The 15304-nt window shown below is 36.9% G+C and carries 14 protein-coding genes; 5 read left to right on the plus strand and 9 right to left on the minus strand.

Annotated elements, in window-relative coordinates; translation table 11 throughout:
- The first annotated feature begins 11 nt into the window (after positions 1-11).
- Both AC806_RS05525 and AC806_RS12035 read left to right on the plus strand, forming a co-directional pair.
- Positions 12-1949 (plus strand): PTS fructose transporter subunit IIABC, encoded by a 1938-nt coding sequence (locus AC806_RS05525; protein ID WP_061840267.1) that lies wholly within the window; start codon positions 12-14, stop codon positions 1947-1949.
- Positions 1950-2220: 271 nt separating this feature from the next.
- Positions 2221-2394, plus strand: coding sequence for an SPJ_0845 family protein (locus AC806_RS12035; protein WP_014124851.1), 174 nt, complete (start codon positions 2221-2223; stop codon positions 2392-2394).
- Between the two features lie 46 nt (positions 2395-2440).
- On the opposite strand, the gene yihA is transcribed toward AC806_RS12035, so the two are convergent.
- The 6 genes from yihA to sppA all read right to left on the minus strand — a co-directional run bounded on the left by yihA (position 2441) and on the right by sppA (position 8561).
- Positions 2441-3022: a ribosome biogenesis GTP-binding protein YihA/YsxC gene (gene yihA / locus AC806_RS05530; RefSeq protein ID WP_014124852.1), complete on the minus strand. Its 582-nt coding sequence runs from the start codon at positions 3020-3022 to the stop codon at positions 2441-2443.
- A gap of 67 nt (positions 3023-3089) precedes the next feature.
- Entirely contained in the window at positions 3090-4346 is a 1257-nt protein-coding gene (clpX, locus tag AC806_RS05535; RefSeq protein WP_061840268.1) for an ATP-dependent Clp protease ATP-binding subunit ClpX, read from the minus strand.
- 217 nt (positions 4347-4563) lie between these two features.
- On the minus strand, positions 4564-5847 hold the full coding sequence (tig, locus tag AC806_RS05540) for a trigger factor (protein WP_061840269.1): 1284 nt from the start codon (positions 5845-5847) through the stop codon (positions 4564-4566).
- A 126-nt stretch (positions 5848-5973) separates the two neighbouring features.
- Positions 5974-6897, minus strand: a complete 924-nt coding sequence (locus AC806_RS05545; protein ID WP_061840270.1) for a hypothetical protein — start codon at positions 6895-6897, stop codon at positions 5974-5976.
- A 19-nt stretch (positions 6898-6916) separates the two neighbouring features.
- Positions 6917-7537: an RDD family protein gene (locus tag AC806_RS05550; RefSeq protein WP_061840271.1), complete on the minus strand. Its 621-nt coding sequence runs from the start codon at positions 7535-7537 to the stop codon at positions 6917-6919.
- 1 nt (position 7538) lies between these two features.
- Complete coding sequence (gene sppA / locus AC806_RS05555) at positions 7539-8561, minus strand: signal peptide peptidase SppA (protein WP_061840272.1); 1023 nt, start codon at positions 8559-8561, stop codon at positions 7539-7541.
- 398 nt (positions 8562-8959) lie between these two features.
- On the opposite strand from sppA, the gene glmS reads away from it, so the two are divergent.
- Entirely contained in the window at positions 8960-10771 is a 1812-nt protein-coding gene (glmS, locus tag AC806_RS05560; RefSeq protein WP_061840273.1) for a glutamine--fructose-6-phosphate transaminase (isomerizing), read from the plus strand.
- Positions 10772-11220: 449 nt separating this feature from the next.
- Here glmS and AC806_RS05565 read toward each other — a convergent pair whose 3' ends face one another.
- Positions 11221-11640: an OsmC family protein gene (locus AC806_RS05565; protein ID WP_014124859.1), complete on the minus strand. Its 420-nt coding sequence runs from the start codon at positions 11638-11640 to the stop codon at positions 11221-11223.
- A gap of 200 nt (positions 11641-11840) precedes the next feature.
- A complete protein-coding gene (locus AC806_RS05570; protein WP_069028958.1) occupies positions 11841-13259 on the minus strand; it encodes an ISLre2 family transposase in 1419 nt (472 codons plus the stop codon).
- 180 nt (positions 13260-13439) lie between these two features.
- Here AC806_RS05570 and AC806_RS05575 point away from each other — a divergent pair, with 180 nt between their 5' ends.
- Both AC806_RS05575 and AC806_RS11720 read left to right on the plus strand, forming a co-directional pair.
- Positions 13440-14207 carry a tyrosine-protein phosphatase gene (locus AC806_RS05575; protein ID WP_014124860.1) on the plus strand — a complete coding sequence of 256 codons (768 nt, stop codon included), beginning with the start codon at positions 13440-13442 and terminating at the stop codon, positions 14205-14207.
- A gap of 23 nt (positions 14208-14230) precedes the next feature.
- On the plus strand, positions 14231-14416 hold the full coding sequence (locus AC806_RS11720) for a hypothetical protein (RefSeq protein ID WP_014124861.1): 186 nt from the start codon (positions 14231-14233) through the stop codon (positions 14414-14416).
- Between the two features lie 46 nt (positions 14417-14462).
- Here AC806_RS11720 and AC806_RS05580 read toward each other — a convergent pair whose 3' ends face one another.
- Positions 14463-15302, minus strand: a complete 840-nt coding sequence (locus AC806_RS05580; protein WP_373852589.1) for an amidohydrolase family protein — start codon at positions 15300-15302, stop codon at positions 14463-14465.
- Positions 15303-15304 lie beyond the last annotated feature (2 nt).

The raw sequence follows: 15304 nt of genomic DNA on the forward strand, positions 1-15304 counted from the left end.
AGGCTTATATAATGAATATCAATGATTTATTGATTAAAGAAGCCATGATTATGGATCTGCAAGCAACAGAGAAAAAAGCTGCGATCGATGAGATGGTACAAAAGCTTTACGATGTTGGCAGAATTACTGATATTGACCAATTTAAAGATGGAATTTTAGCGCGCGAAGAACAAACTTCTACTGGCTTGGGCGATGGCATCGCTATGCCTCACGCAAAAAATGACGCTGTAAAAGAAGCGACTGTTCTATTTGCTAAAAGTAAACAAGGCGTGGACTATGAAGCGCTTGATGGACAGCCGACTTATCTGTTTTTTATGATCGCTGCTCCTGAAGGCGCTGATGACACCCACTTGCAAGCTTTAGCTGCCCTATCACGTCAATTAGTCAACCAAGATTTTGTAGAAGAATTAAACAATGCTCAAACACCTGATGACGTTCAAGCGGCTTTTGCAAAAGTGGAACAAGAAGATGATGAGGATGAAGAAGAACAAACAGATCAATCATCTGCAGAAAAAACGGAATCAACTGATTCAGCTGATCGTCCATTTATTGTGGCTGTAACAGCTTGTCCAACAGGAATTGCCCATACTTATATGGCAGAAGACTCTCTGAAAAATCAAGCTAAAGACATGGGGATTGACATTAAAGTCGAAACTAATGGTTCTGAAGGTGTCAAGCACCGTTTAACTTCAGATGATATTGCTCGTGCAAGTGGCGTGGTAATTGCTGCTGACACGAACGTAGAAATGAATCGTTTCGGTGGTAAGCCTGTCGTTTCTCGCCCAGTTAGTGATGGTATTCGTCGACCTGAAGAGCTCATCAACAATGCTTTAAGTGGGAATGCTTCAATTTATCAAAGTAGTGAGGAACAATCAAGCCAAAGCCAAAGCAGTTCTGAAGGCGAAAAACAATCCGTCGGACAAAAGATTTATAAAGATTTGATGAATGGTGTATCTCACATGCTACCATTTGTTGTTGCCGGTGGAATTATGATGGCTCTTTCCTTTATGATCGACCAATGGATGGGCGTTCCACAAGATGCTTTAGATCAATTAGGAAATTATAACCAAGTCGCTGATTGGTTCAACCAAATTGGTAATGCTGCCTTTGGCTTTATGCTTCCGGTATTAGCTGGTTTTATTGCAATGAGTATTAGTGACCGACCAGGTTTAGTTACTGGTTTTGCTGCTGGTGCGATTGCTGAACAAGGCGGCGCTGGATTTATCGGTGCTTTAATAGGCGGTTTCGTTGGTGGTTATGTTGTTGAATTTCTACGTAAAATATTAAAAGGTCTACCGCAATCACTAGATGGAATTAAAACCATTCTGTTCTTCCCTTTCTTTGGTCTTTTAATTACTGGCTTCCTTATGCTTTTAATTAACGTTCCGATGAAAGTAATCAATGATGGATTGAACAGTTTCTTACTGAACTTAAGTGGCGCTAATGCGGCCTTATTAGGTGCACTATTAGCTGGAATGATGGCTATTGACTTAGGTGGTCCTTTCAATAAAGCAGCTTACGTTTTTGGTACAGGTACGATTGCAGCAACAATTGCTCAAGGCGGAAGTCTTGTAATGGCAGCTGTTATGTCTGGTGGTATGGTTCCACCTTTGGCAATCTTTGTAGCCACTCGCTTATTTAAAAATAAATTTACTGAGCAAGAAAATCAAGCTGGTTTAACTAACGTTATTATGGGAGCTTCCTTTGTAACTGAAGGTGCCATTCCATTTACCGCTGCTGACCCACTTCGCGCAATTCCAAGTTTTGTCGTTGGTTCTGCAATCACTGGTGGTTTAGTTGGTGCTATGGGCATTCGTTTGATGGCTCCTCACGGCGGTATCTTTGTCATTGCTCTTGTTAGCCAACCGCTATGGTATATATTATTTGTTATCATTGGCGCAATTATTGCAGGCGTTATGTTAGGTCTTTTGAAAAAGCCAATTAAATAATTATATGATCTTTTCATTAAAAAGCTTCGAGTAAAGAGAAAATTCTTCTTACTCGAAGTTTTTTTCATATCTAGTATGTACAACACTATTGTTCAAAAAGATAACTAGTTCGTTAATTTCTGAAAGTACTGTTTTTAATTCTGACTAATCTCATTGTTTTGTCACTTTAATGTACTTATAAAAAATTTTTTTAAAGTGTTGTTAAAATTATTCCGTTTTATATGCAATAACAAAAATTTCGTGATAGACTACTTTTAGTGGAGGTGGTATTATGGGATTAAAATTTAAACAAGATAATATCTTAGATCAAAAGTTTGATGAATTCGCCTTTCTACCCGATGAAGACAAAAATAAAAAGGATGAAAAGCAAGACTTAGAACGCTTCTTACATCCAGAGTCTAAAAAAGATAAAGAAGAAAATACAGTCGAAAAAAATAAAAAATAAAAAAGTTCCGAGAAGTACGATTATTTCGCCTACTCTCGGAACTTTTTTATATAAATTCTTCTATCGCTTTCCAGGCTTCTTCTTTACCTTCTTTAGTTACAGTCGAGAACACCACGAAACGATCATTTTCATCAAAATCCAAGATTTCCTTAATTCTACTTATTTGTTGCTCTCTCTTATTCTTAGCCGCTTTATCAGCCTTAGTTGCGACGACAATCACTGGAAAATTATAATACTTCAAAAAATCATACATTTGTATGTCCCCTTCTGAAGGGTCATGACGCATATCGATTAAAGATACAACCGCTTGTAGTTGCTTACGATTGGCAAAATATTCATCAATCATCTCACCCCACTTGGCGCGTTCTTGTTTTGACACTTTAGCATAACCATAACCTGGTAGATCTACAAAGTGAAATTTATTTTCGATCAGATAAAAATTAATGGTTTGCGTTCTACCTGGTTTAGAAGAGGTACGTGCTAATTTTTTTCGATCAATTAAAGTATTGATAAACGAAGATTTCCCCACATTTGAACGTCCTGCTAAAGCAACTTCAGCTAAAGCAGATTTAGGATATTGTTTCTTGGAAACAGCACTGATGACAATTTCTGCTGCATGAACTTTCATAACTTCCTCCTAGTTGACTTTTTAGAAACAAAACCGGATAGAAATCACTCTATCCGGTTCAATGTAACTAGCCTGCTTTTTTCTCTTCTTCATAGGTAATTTCTGGCGCGCTGGTGCCATTAACCGCACCTTCAGTAATATCGACTTTCTTAATTGATTCTTTAGAAGGAACGTCAAACATCGTATCCATCATGATTTCTTCAATGATCGAACGTAGTCCCCGAGCACCTGTACCACGCTCAATCGCTTTATTAGCAATAGCTGACAAACCATCTTCATCAAATTCAAGTTCAGTATCATCTAAAGCCAACAATTTCTTATATTGTTTAACTAAAGCATTTTTAGGTTCAGTTAAAATACGAATCAAATCATCTTCTGTCAATTTTTCTAAAGCTGCTGTTACAGGCAAACGACCGATAAATTCTGGGATCAAGCCAAAGTTTAGCAAGTCTTCTGGAATAATATTTTGCATTACGCTATCATCTTCTGAAATACTTTGATTATTAGCGCCAAATCCAATCGTTTTATCACCTAAGCGATTCTTAACAATAGCGTCGATGCCGTCAAAAGCCCCGCCAACAATAAATAAGATATTGCTTGTATCAATTTGAATCATTTCTTGTTGTGGATGTTTACGTCCGCCTTGTGGAGGTACACTTGCAGTAGTACCTTCTAAGATTTTCAGCAGTGCTTGTTGTACGCCTTCACCTGAAACATCTCGTGTAATCGAAACATTTTCGCTTTTACGTGCAATCTTATCGATCTCGTCAATGTAAATGATCCCTTTTTCAGCTTTTTCAACATTATTATCTGCTGATTGTAAAAGTTTTAAGAGAATATTTTCTACATCATCACCAACATAGCCAGCTTCGGTAAGACTGGTTGCATCTGCAATCGCAAAAGGTACATTCAAAGTTCTTGCTAATGTTTGCGCTAAGAAAGTTTTCCCTGAACCGGTAGGACCAATCAAGCAAATGTTACTTTTTTGTAATTCTACATCTTCCTCGTCTTCATCTTCTGAAGAAGCTTGTGCATTCACTCTTTTATAATGGTTATAAACAGCTACTGATAATGCTTTTTTAGCCTCATCTTGTCCTATAACGTAGTCGTTTAACGCATCTAAAATTTCTTGAGGTTTTGGTACTTCAGTAAGTTCTTGGTCAACATCTTCATAAAATTCTTCATCGATAATATCTTTACATAAATTAATACATTCATCACAAATGTAAACACCCGGACCGGCAACGATTTTTCTTACTTCTTCTTGTGTTTTACCACAGAAAGAACAGCGAACCGGTTGATTTGTATTTGTGTTGTCATACATAGTGTTCACTCCTTGTTTAGCGATTTATAAATACTTAACGCTTCTGTATAAAAATCGCTTAATACAGTTATTTGTTCTTAAACAACCTTTCATCATTTTAGCACACCTAAAATAAAAGAAAAAGCTTTTTAACCTTGTTAATTAAGGTTTTTTAAAAAAGACGACCTGCAATGAAATGCAGATCGTCTTTAATAAATCACTATTATCTAACTGGCTTTTATTCTTCGATAGCAGTAGAAGTTACAAGATCTACTGCCTTTTTCATATTGATATCATGTTCAAGCATATCTTCTGATAAAACAGAACGAACCTGTGCTTCTGGCATATTATAATTTTCAGCTAAGTCTTTAATTTCAGAATTAACTTCATCTTCAGTTGCTTCAAAGCCTTCTTTGGCTACAATAGCTTCAATAACCAAGTTTGTTTTCACGCGTGTACCAGCTTCACCTTCGAATTGTTGATCCAAATCCTCTTCGCTAGTCCCTGTGATTTGGTAATACATTTCAGCGCTGATACCTTGTTGTTGTAAATTATTCAAGAATTCGTCTTTTGCTCTTTTTACTTCATCTTGAATCATTACATCTGGCAGTTCAACCACTTCAGCATTATCAACTGCTTGTTTAATTGCAGATTCTTCAACAGCATCTTGTGCTGCTTTTTCTTTGCTTTCTTGCATTTCTTTATGATATTTTTCTCTTAGTTCATCTAAAGTTTCGACTTCGTCATCTAAGTCTTTTGCTAGTTCGTCGTCTAAGGCTGGTAGTTCTTTTTCTTTTACTTCATGAACTGTAACCTTAAATACCGCTTCTTTTCCTGCTAGATCTTCTGCTTGATAATCTTCAGGGAAAGTAACTGTCACATCAAGGTTATCACCTGCTTTAGCCCCAACTAATTGTTCTTCAAAACCAGGGATAAATGAGTTAGATCCTAATTCAAGTGAATGGTTTTCTGCCTTTCCGCCTTCAAAAGATTCTCCGTCAACGAATCCTTCAAAATCGATCACGACAGTATCGCCTTCAGCTGCTGGTTCATCTTCTTTGATCACCATTTCTGCATGTTGATCTTGTTCACGTTGCAGACGATCTTCTACATCTTGATCCGTGATTTCACGTTCTTGTTTTTCAACTTTCAAATCTTTGTATTGACCTAATTTCACTTCTGGTTTTACCGTTACTTCAGCTTTGATCACCCAGTCTTGACCCTTTTCCATGCTTTCAATATCTACTTTAGGTTGAGAAACAGGTTCGATCCCAGCTTCTTGTACTGCAGCTTCGTAATTGCTAGGTAAAAGATCGTTCACTGTATCTTCATATAAGGCTTCTTCGCCATACATACGATCAAAAACACTACGTGAAACCTTTCCTTTACGGAAACCTGGAATATTAAGGTCTTTTTTTACCTTATTAAATGTTTTAGTTAAGCCTTCTTGAATCTCTGATTGTGGAATAGAGAATGTTAACACACCATCATTGGTGCCTGTTTTTTCCCATTTTGCAGTCATGTAATTCCCTCCGAATTGATTAATAAATTTACATATGAAATAGTTTCATGCATACCTATAAATAGTACACTAACGCTTTTAAATTGTAAACATTTTAAAAGCAAACTTCCTTAATTTCTAGCATTTTTATCCTAATTTTTGATAAATTTGTCGAATTTTTTTCTTTTTTTCTTGAATTTTTGCGTAATTATCTAATTGTCTAGTTGAAATGTCTTCACCAAACATTGCTTTGTATTCTAAAATATAACTTTGTGCCCAATCCGCAGCATATTTTTTGTCAGGCAAAAAAGGATATAATAAAGCAAAATGCGCTCTAACTTCTGGAATAATAAGGGCCTCTAATTGTGGGTTATCTTGTACTTCTTCTTCAATAAGTGCGATTGTTTTATCTAATACCTCTGCGTTTTCGGGTAAAGGAAGTTCGGATAAATCAACTTTTTTATCGTTAATAATAACTTCTTCTCTAGCACCATCTTTTACCAATTCTTCAACTAATTTAGGGGGTATAAAGGGATTCTGCGCGTTTTTTAAATATTTTTGGCAAATCATCAAAAAATCCGGCAAAGAGATTCCCTTTATCAGTTCTTGCCAATCTTTAGGCGCAATGGGCTCTTGCATTTTATCTAGAGAATCAAGGTGTCTGCTTTTTGCCATTTTAAGATCATCAGCTAGTAAAGATTGTGCATTTTCTAACTGTGTAAGTTCTTCTTTTAATGCAAAAAACTGATCTTGATTTTTCTCATAGAATAATAACTTGTGCGCAGCTAAAAATTGCGTATCTAAAAGTAATAAATGAAAATACCTTACAAAACCGTCTGCGTCATTTATAAAGGCGTTGAAATGTTCATTAGCCAATGCTAGGGCTTGTGTATAATCATCTAAATGCTGCAATACTGTCACCAACTTTTTAGCATAGGTATATGTTGGATTTTGCTGGTAAAGTTGCTCAAAGTCCTTTTTTGCCGCCAAATAATCTTGATTTTGCATTTTTTTATTAGCACTCTCTAACAATCGTTTACTTTCATCAGGAAAATTAATAATATCTGCCATGCAATCCTCTTTCTTTTATTTATGCGTTAACCTTTTGATTAAACGCCTGGATCAAATTGATCGTTACAACGCTAGTATCAGCAAAATAGTCACCCACATGTTGTTTTTTCCGTGTAAAAAGCGTAGGTGCATATCCCAAATATAAGAACGGATGAAGTTGTAAAACAAATCTCGCTGCGGTTTCTCTAATAAAAACTGTTTTCCAACTTAAGTTTTTTTCAGTGAGACAAATGACACGGATACCAAAAATCATTTTGCCGATTGTCTGCCCCTTATTTAGTTTAGTTAAAAAAGTGAAATAAACAAGATAAATCAGCAAAGCAAGTAAACTATATGCGCTTAAAAATTCAGTAGAACGTTCGATGTCAAACCAGGTGAAAGTAGCATCCAAAAGAATCGTAGTGATCGCGTTAATACAAAGCAAATCTATCAAAAAAGCCCATAAACGGATCCAAAAACCGGCAAAGAAATAATTAGGAAAATCGTTTGAATAACGACTTTGTTCTGGTTTTTCCTCATATTTCTGCCATTCAATTTTCTTTTGCGCAGCTTCATCTTCTGTGTATTCTCTAGACTTAAAAGAAGTTAAAACCTTTTGATAAAAATCCTTTTGTTTTGTTTCATTTTCTTGTTCGGACATCTTATTCACCTCCATAATAATACATTGGTTTAGGTGCTTCTGGTGTACCGATACGTTCGATAACATTGAGCATACGATCTGTTTCTGTTTGCTTCATACCTTTTGCTTGAGCGATTTTAGACCCTAACCAAGTTTGGTCAAAACCAGTACTAGCAATATCGTATTCAAATACTTGCGCTTTTTCTAAGCCTTCATCTTCTCTTAAAGCAGTTAAAGCATCGTCTGGAAAACCGATCTCATCTACTAAATCATTATCTTTAGCTTGTTGTCCATCATAAATCCTACCATCAGCAATATCACGCACTTGGTCTTCTGACATAGATCGTCCTTTAGAGACAATTTGCACAAAGCGATCATAAGAGTTATCGACATAACCTTGCATCACTTCTTCATCTTCTTCTGTCGGTTCTCTCATAGCCGATCCCACGTCTTTTAAAGGACCACTTTTATATGTTTGATCCTCGATGCCTAAATTATCCATTAACTCAGAAAAATTTACACTAGACATAATGACACCGATCGATCCGGTTAAAGTTTCAGAAGTAGCAAAAATCTTATCAGCTGAAGCAGATACATAGTAGCCTCCGCTTGCACCCATATTTTTCATACTAACATAGACGGGTATATCAGCTGCTTGAATCGCTCGGATTTCCTTGGCGATTTCCGCACTTTCATAGACACCACCACCTGGTGTATTCATTTCTAGTAAAACAGCTGCTACTGTTGGATCTTCTTGTAGCTCTTTTAATTGATCCATGAAAAATTGATGGTTATAACCTTCGCCTGAGAAAAAGCTATTTTCTCCAGTATCAGCAATCGTTCCATCAATAGTTAATTGAGCGATCCGCTGATCCTCTCCTCCTTCTTCCACAATTCCTTCTGTTATTTCATTTGAACCGAATAATAGCGCGTCTGCCCCGCTTAAATTTTTTTCGTCTGTATCTTCTGTCATAAAAGATGAAACAGCTGCGAAGATAAATAAAGCTGCAGCAATAATCACCGCGACCCAACGTCTTTTATTCATTTATACCCTCCCCTTTTCATTTTATACAAATAAAACATTGCTCACTTTATTTTACCGAAAGTTTGCTATTTAGTATAGGAAAAAAGAAAAACTAATTTCGCTTCAATCTAGACCAATTTATTTATTTTTGATTTTTTCTTGACTTAAAATCAAATTATGTATATCATTACCAATGTATTTCTAAATAACAAATAACAAGGAGGATAGCTATACCATTATTTAACAGCGCCAGATCTGTTTTACAGATGACGAGGAAAAGAGCTTATCGAAATATTCGGCGGGTGGCTCTAGGGTCTGCACTCTAAAGACAAGAACAAAAACAAGCTGCAAAGTTTGTAACAAAAATTTTGTCGCGCAGTTAGAAATACGTAATGACAAAAGAAAGTAGGAATCTCATTATGTGTGGAATTGTAGGAATTGTAGGAAAGACTCATGCAGAACAAATTATCATTAATGGTTTACAACGTTTAGAATATCGCGGTTATGATTCGGCTGGTTTATTTGTATCAGATGAAAAACAGGAGCATTTGGTCAAATCTCAAGGTCGAATCAAAAATTTACAAGAAAAACTAACAAATGAAGTGAATGGGACAATAGGAATCGGCCATACACGTTGGGCAACTCACGGAAAACCTTCAGAAGAAAATGCACACCCGCATACTTCACAAAACGGTCAATTAGTCTTAGTTCATAATGGCGTTATCGAAAATTTTGCGGAACTTGCAAATGATTATCTAGCTGAAGAAAATTTTTATGGTCAAACAGACACTGAAATTGTCGTGAATTTGATTGCTTCATTTATGGAAAAAGAAAGCTTATCTACTAAAACAGCATTCCAAAAAGCGCTTAGCGTTATACATGGTTCATATGCTTTTGCTTTAGTGAATAAAGAAGAGCCTGAAACAATCTATGTTGCTAAAAATAAAAGCCCATTGTTGATTGGTTTAGGTGAAGGTTTTAATGTGATTGCAAGTGATGCTTTAGCTGTTTTGGACCAAACGCATGAATTCGTGGAAATCGCAGATAATGAATTGGTTACAGTTACTGCTGATGGTATTGTGATTGAAGATCAGAAGGGCGAAATCATTCAACGCGATGCTTATCAAGCCCAATTAGATGCTTCTGACATCGAAAAAGGAACTTACCCTTTTTATATGCTAAAAGAAATTGACGAACAACCTACGGTAATGCGTAAGTTAACGCAAGAATACCGAGATGATCAAGGAAAAGTGAACATCGATAAGGACTTGGTTGAAGAAGTTTCGGCAAGTGATCGTATTTATATTGTAGCTTGCGGAACAAGTTATAATGCTGGCTGGGCTGCTAAAAGCTTACTTGAAACAGTGACGCAAATTCCGGTTGAAGTACAACTTTCCAGTGAGTTCGGTTATAACATGCCTTTACTTTCAGAAAGACCCTTTTTTATTTTTCTAACTCAAAGCGGGGAAACAGCAGACAGTCGACAAGTTTTAGTCCAAACCAATCGTTTAGGCTTTCCGTCATTAACAATTACCAATGTTGCGGGTTCAACCTTATCCAGAGAAGCTAAATATACGCTGCTGCTTCATGCCGGTCCTGAAATTGCTGTGGCTTCCACCAAAGCTTATACAGCACAAATTGCGATGTTGGCAATTTTAGCGCAAGCAGTAGGAAAAAATAAAAATAGTAAAGCAAGTACTTCATTTGATGCTTTTCATGAACTATCCATCGTAGCAACTGCTATGGAAAGTATGGTAGATGAAAAAGACTATATCTCAAGTTTAGTCGAACAATATTTAAGTACTACTCGCAATGCTTTTTATATCGGTCGTGGAAATGACTATTATGTGGCCTCAGAAGCTGCATTGAAACTAAAAGAAATTTCCTATGTACAAGCAGAAGGATTTGCTGCTGGTGAATTAAAACATGGAACAATTGCTTTAATTGAAGAAGGTACTCCAGTACTGGGCATTATTACCGGTCAAAATACGGGTGCCCATACACGCGGAAACTTAAAAGAAGTTGAGAGTCGTGGTGCTAATACCATTGTGATTGCCTCAGAAGAAATGGCAAGACAAGAAGACCAAATCATTTTACCCACAGTGCATCCGTTATTAACAAGCTTGGTCGCTGTTATTCCAACACAGTTGATCGCTTACTATGCTTGCCTGCAACGTGGTTATGATGTCGATAAGCCACGAAACTTAGCTAAATCAGTGACAGTAGAATAAAGGGTACTACGCCTCACTTTCGCTCGCCCTAGTACTGTTCATCAGCTACTCTCAGCTCCCTTTGGTCGTTGAATCGTAGTGATTCGAAGTAAAGGACACTACGCCTCACTTTCGCTCGCCCTAGTACTGTTCATCAGCTACTCTCAGCTCCCTTTGGTCGCTGAATTGTAGTGATTCGAAGTAAAGGACACTACGCCTCACTTTCGCTCGCCCTAGTACTGTTCATCAGCTACTCTCAGCTCCCTTTGGTCGCTGAATTGTAGTGATTCGAAGTAAAGGACACTATGCCTCACTTTCGCTCGCCCTAGTACTGTTCATCAGCTACTCTCAGCTCCCTTTGGTCGCTGAATTGTAGTGATTCACAGCAAAAAAGCTTGTAACGCCTTTATTTGGTAGTTACAAGCTTTTTTATGATTCAATGATTTAAGTAAAAGAGTCTTGTCTGTATTTCATTCAGAATAAGGAATAACCTCATAAGAAGCATATGGATAATCTCCGATAATTTTTGATACCGGACAACGTTTCGCTGCTGTATCTACATAACTTGTGGCTTCATCGAGATCAATTCCGTCGATAGCTGCATAGGCTTTTAATTCAAAAAAATGTTCTTTGGTATTTTGATCTTCACAATAGTCTATATGAACCTCCACTCGACTCTTTTTTTCAATTCCTTTACTCTTTAAAAGAATTTCAATGGTTGAATTAAAGCAAGTTGCCCATGAAAGTCCGATAAGTTGTTCTGGATTTGTTCCTGCTTCAGTGCTTGTTGGACTAGATGTAACAACAGCTAATTCGTGCTCACCTCTAGTGTAGGCTGTACCTTTTAAACCTTGATCGTTAACAACTTCTGTATGATAGATTTTTTTCATATAAAACGCCTCCTGTTATTGCTTTCATAAATTCATTATACGCTAGCAAGTACCTTTTTTAAATTATAAGTGAGAAAACGTATGTGTCAAGTTTATTGAGGTTGAATAAAAAAACCGTCTTTTGGGCAGACACAAAGTTATTTTTCAACCTCACTTTCGTTCGGTTTGCCCTCATCCTCTCTAACAAAAACAAGTTTTTATTAGAGAACATTCGGGGTCATTATTAATTGATTCAGTCCTTTGGCGAATTGGCCTAAAGGCGCACTTTTCGCTTTTCCTTCGCCAATCTGTCCTTTAAATGCACCTTCATGGGCTTGGAAACGAGGCTTTTTCTGTACCCAACGTTTCATAGCTTGCCAACGCTTTTCCTGGGCAACCACATCATTCGGAAGGGCTTCATATTGATTCAACCAACCTTCAAATTCTTGGTTTCTTAAACTATCAATGACACGAATCATGGCTTGCGCCCCCGTTTTTGTCCACAAACGACCTTGGCGCTTCATGCGATAGGTGATTTTTCGATGGGTACTTTCGATCGTACCAATACAAGCTTTAGGATCCTTGATTCCTCGTGCTTTCAATGATTTTAAATAAGGCCAACTTCTTTGAAGATAGTGATGCAGTAAACGTAAATGCTCAAAATCTTCGGCTTCCTTTTCTTCAATCAAGCTTTCCGAAGTATCTAAAACCAGCTGGACCTCTTGCCAATTATAATGTTCAATCGCTCGTATCATCCGATGTTGGAGCTGGGGAACAAAAGCCATTCGTTCCTTGATTTTCCGATGGACATGGTACCGATCACGGAAGTGTTCATGACGCAAACAACCTAAAGCCAGTTCATCAAACACTGCTTTTTCATAACCCGAACCGCCGTCACTATTGGAAATGACCACGGTATGACTTAAATCATAATAGGCTTGAAGATAGGCCATCATTTCTTTATATGCTTTTTGCCGATTCAGATGACTCACAAAGTGCGGGGCGATCATTTCCGAACGGTTGCCTACTTTCTGGCTGCCTTCACACACTTGAAAACGGTGAACTTCAAGAGATTGTTTCTTCTGTCCGTTGATCTTTACGCCGTCTCCTTCCAGATATAAATAGGGCACTTTTTTCTTGGGGATCACGCCCTCATAACGACTTTCATGCGTGCTTCTGGCTTGGATGAATTCGCCCGTTTTAACCACCAATTGTTGCACATTTTGATGACTCATCTGCCAAGAAGTTAAACAGTCGATCGCTTGAGAAACATGACGATAGACCATGTTACTGCCTAATTGAGCCACGTTTCGCAGAACCAGCGAACTATAACGAAGGCCTTTTCGAATCCCTAGAAATTCATCTAAAGGGTAACGAATGTCGTTGGCTTGATTTTTCATTCGCCGACGAACATAGGTCACGGGACCAAACAAGAAGGTGATGGTTCTTTCGCTTTTACGATCGACGCGAAAGCCTTCTTTCTTACATTGCGCACAAATTTCTTCATCAAGCGTTTGAAAAGCTAGTTGGGTAATGGTCGCTATAAGTTGTGTAAAAAAGATCATCATGGCTCTTTCTCTTGCTAAAAAATTCGTTTCCTTCTTCATTACTTCCACTAAATCTGTTACAATAGAATCCATAAGAAACCGCCTTTGTTCATTAGTGCCTGTCACAGCCCAATGAATAGAGTAACGGTTTCTTTTTTATTCGTCTAGAGGATACCTCAATAAATTTTACACTTAGTGAGAAAACAAGTGTATACTAAACGATTAAAAATTATGGTAAGATGGGAATAAAAGAGGAATGTAGAAAGGAATTTTATGGAAACTATTACAAATTTTAGAGATTTAGGTGGTATAAAAAATCGTGAAGGTCAAGTACTAGCTGGAAAAAAGTTACTACGTTCTGGAGAATTAAGTAAAGTCTCACCGCAAGATCAAAATGAACTAGTGGAAAACTATCGCTTGGGAAAGATCACCGATTTACGTTCAAGCCAAGAAATTAAAGAACGTCCAGATGAACATTTTAAAAATACAGATTATGTACATATTGATATTTTTAAAAATGTTAAGGGACAAGGAACAGGACTTGATGACTTTAAACAAATTTTTTCGCCTGATACAGCTAGAAATTATATGAAAGAAACCTACCGTACGATGGCAGTCAACCCTAGTGCGCAAGAAGGTTTTAAAAAAGTGATTGAATCAGCTTTAAGTGTTGATTCTAATAAGAGTTTTCTTTTTCATTGTTTTGCTGGAAAAGACCGCACCGGGGTTTCAGCCACTTTGCTATTAGAAATTTTAAATGTGCCTAAAGAAACGATCTACAAAGACTACCTAGCAACTAATGCTATGCGCGTACAAGAAAACGACGAAATCATTGCTAAAGCGATCAAAGAAGGCACGGATAGTAAAACAATCGAAGCATTAAAAATCGCTTTAACCGTTGATTCTTCTTATTTAGATACTTTCTATCAAATGGTTAACGAAGAATTCGGTGGTATAAAGAATTATTTAACAAATGAGTTAAAAATTACTTCTAACATGCAAAATGAAGTACGTTCCTTATATTTAGCAAATAGTAAATAGCGTGATATTGAAGGAATGTTAAGTTGACAATCAAACGCTTTGTCCAATTATTTATTTGTTATTTTGTTTCCATTACTATAGCGATGTTAGCTACTAAATTATTTTCAATCACTAATATCTGGCTCGCTATAATTCTAGTTGCAGTTATTGGTTATGTTGTTTTAATTATCCCCTTAACCATACTAACACTTTCAAAACAAAAGAAATAAAAACGACTGTTTTTTGTGAACAGTCGTTTTTTTGCTTTTATTTAAATTATAAAGAAAATACAGCATTGCCTTTATAATAGCTTGTACAGACAGTTGACTTTCGTGCAACAAATTCAGCACTGCATGAACTATCAGCTAGTATAAATGTAGCCTCATCGCCTTCTTTGAGCCACAAATTCTCTCCTACTGTCTTTTTACCTGTGACCAGTTCCATGCAATCTGTCAAACCATCTTGGGTTGTTATACCGAAAATTTCAGCGTATCGGTTTAATTTTTCAAGGATGTTGCCACTACCAAAAGGTGACCATGAATCATAAACATTATCACAACCCAAAGAAACATCCACCCCATAGCGACGCAATTCTTCCAAGGGTGGAATCACGCCATCAAGAGGCACACTTGAAATAATAGAAATTTGTTGATCTGCTAATTCTTGGAAAAATTCTTTACGTTCATCTCCCCTAAAATCATTTAAACCAAAAGCATGACTCACGGTTACTTTATTTTGCCAATTACTTTCTTTTGTCAATTTTAATAATTCATAAAATGTTTTCTTGCCTTCTTCTGCCCGTTCGTGTACGTGAATATCGATAGGTACATTAAACTTTGTCGCTAAATCAAAGGTATAGTATAAAGATTTTTCTGTATTTTTATCCAGTACAGTCGGATCCACTCCCCCGATAAGATCTGCACCGTTTGCTAAGGCTGTTTGGACATCTTTGTAGGCGTTAGATAAAAGCATACCGTGTTGAGGAAAAGCAACTAATTGATAAGCAAATTTTTCTTGATACGCTTTTAAAGCCTCTATAGTTTGCTGTAAGAACTTCTGCCCCACTTTTGGATGAACATCTATATGTGAACGAAAAAAACTAACACCATGCTGCATTT

The sequence above is a fragment of the Tetragenococcus halophilus genome (assembly GCF_001712815.1).
Taxonomy (GTDB): domain Bacteria; phylum Bacillota; class Bacilli; order Lactobacillales; family Enterococcaceae; genus Tetragenococcus; species Tetragenococcus halophilus.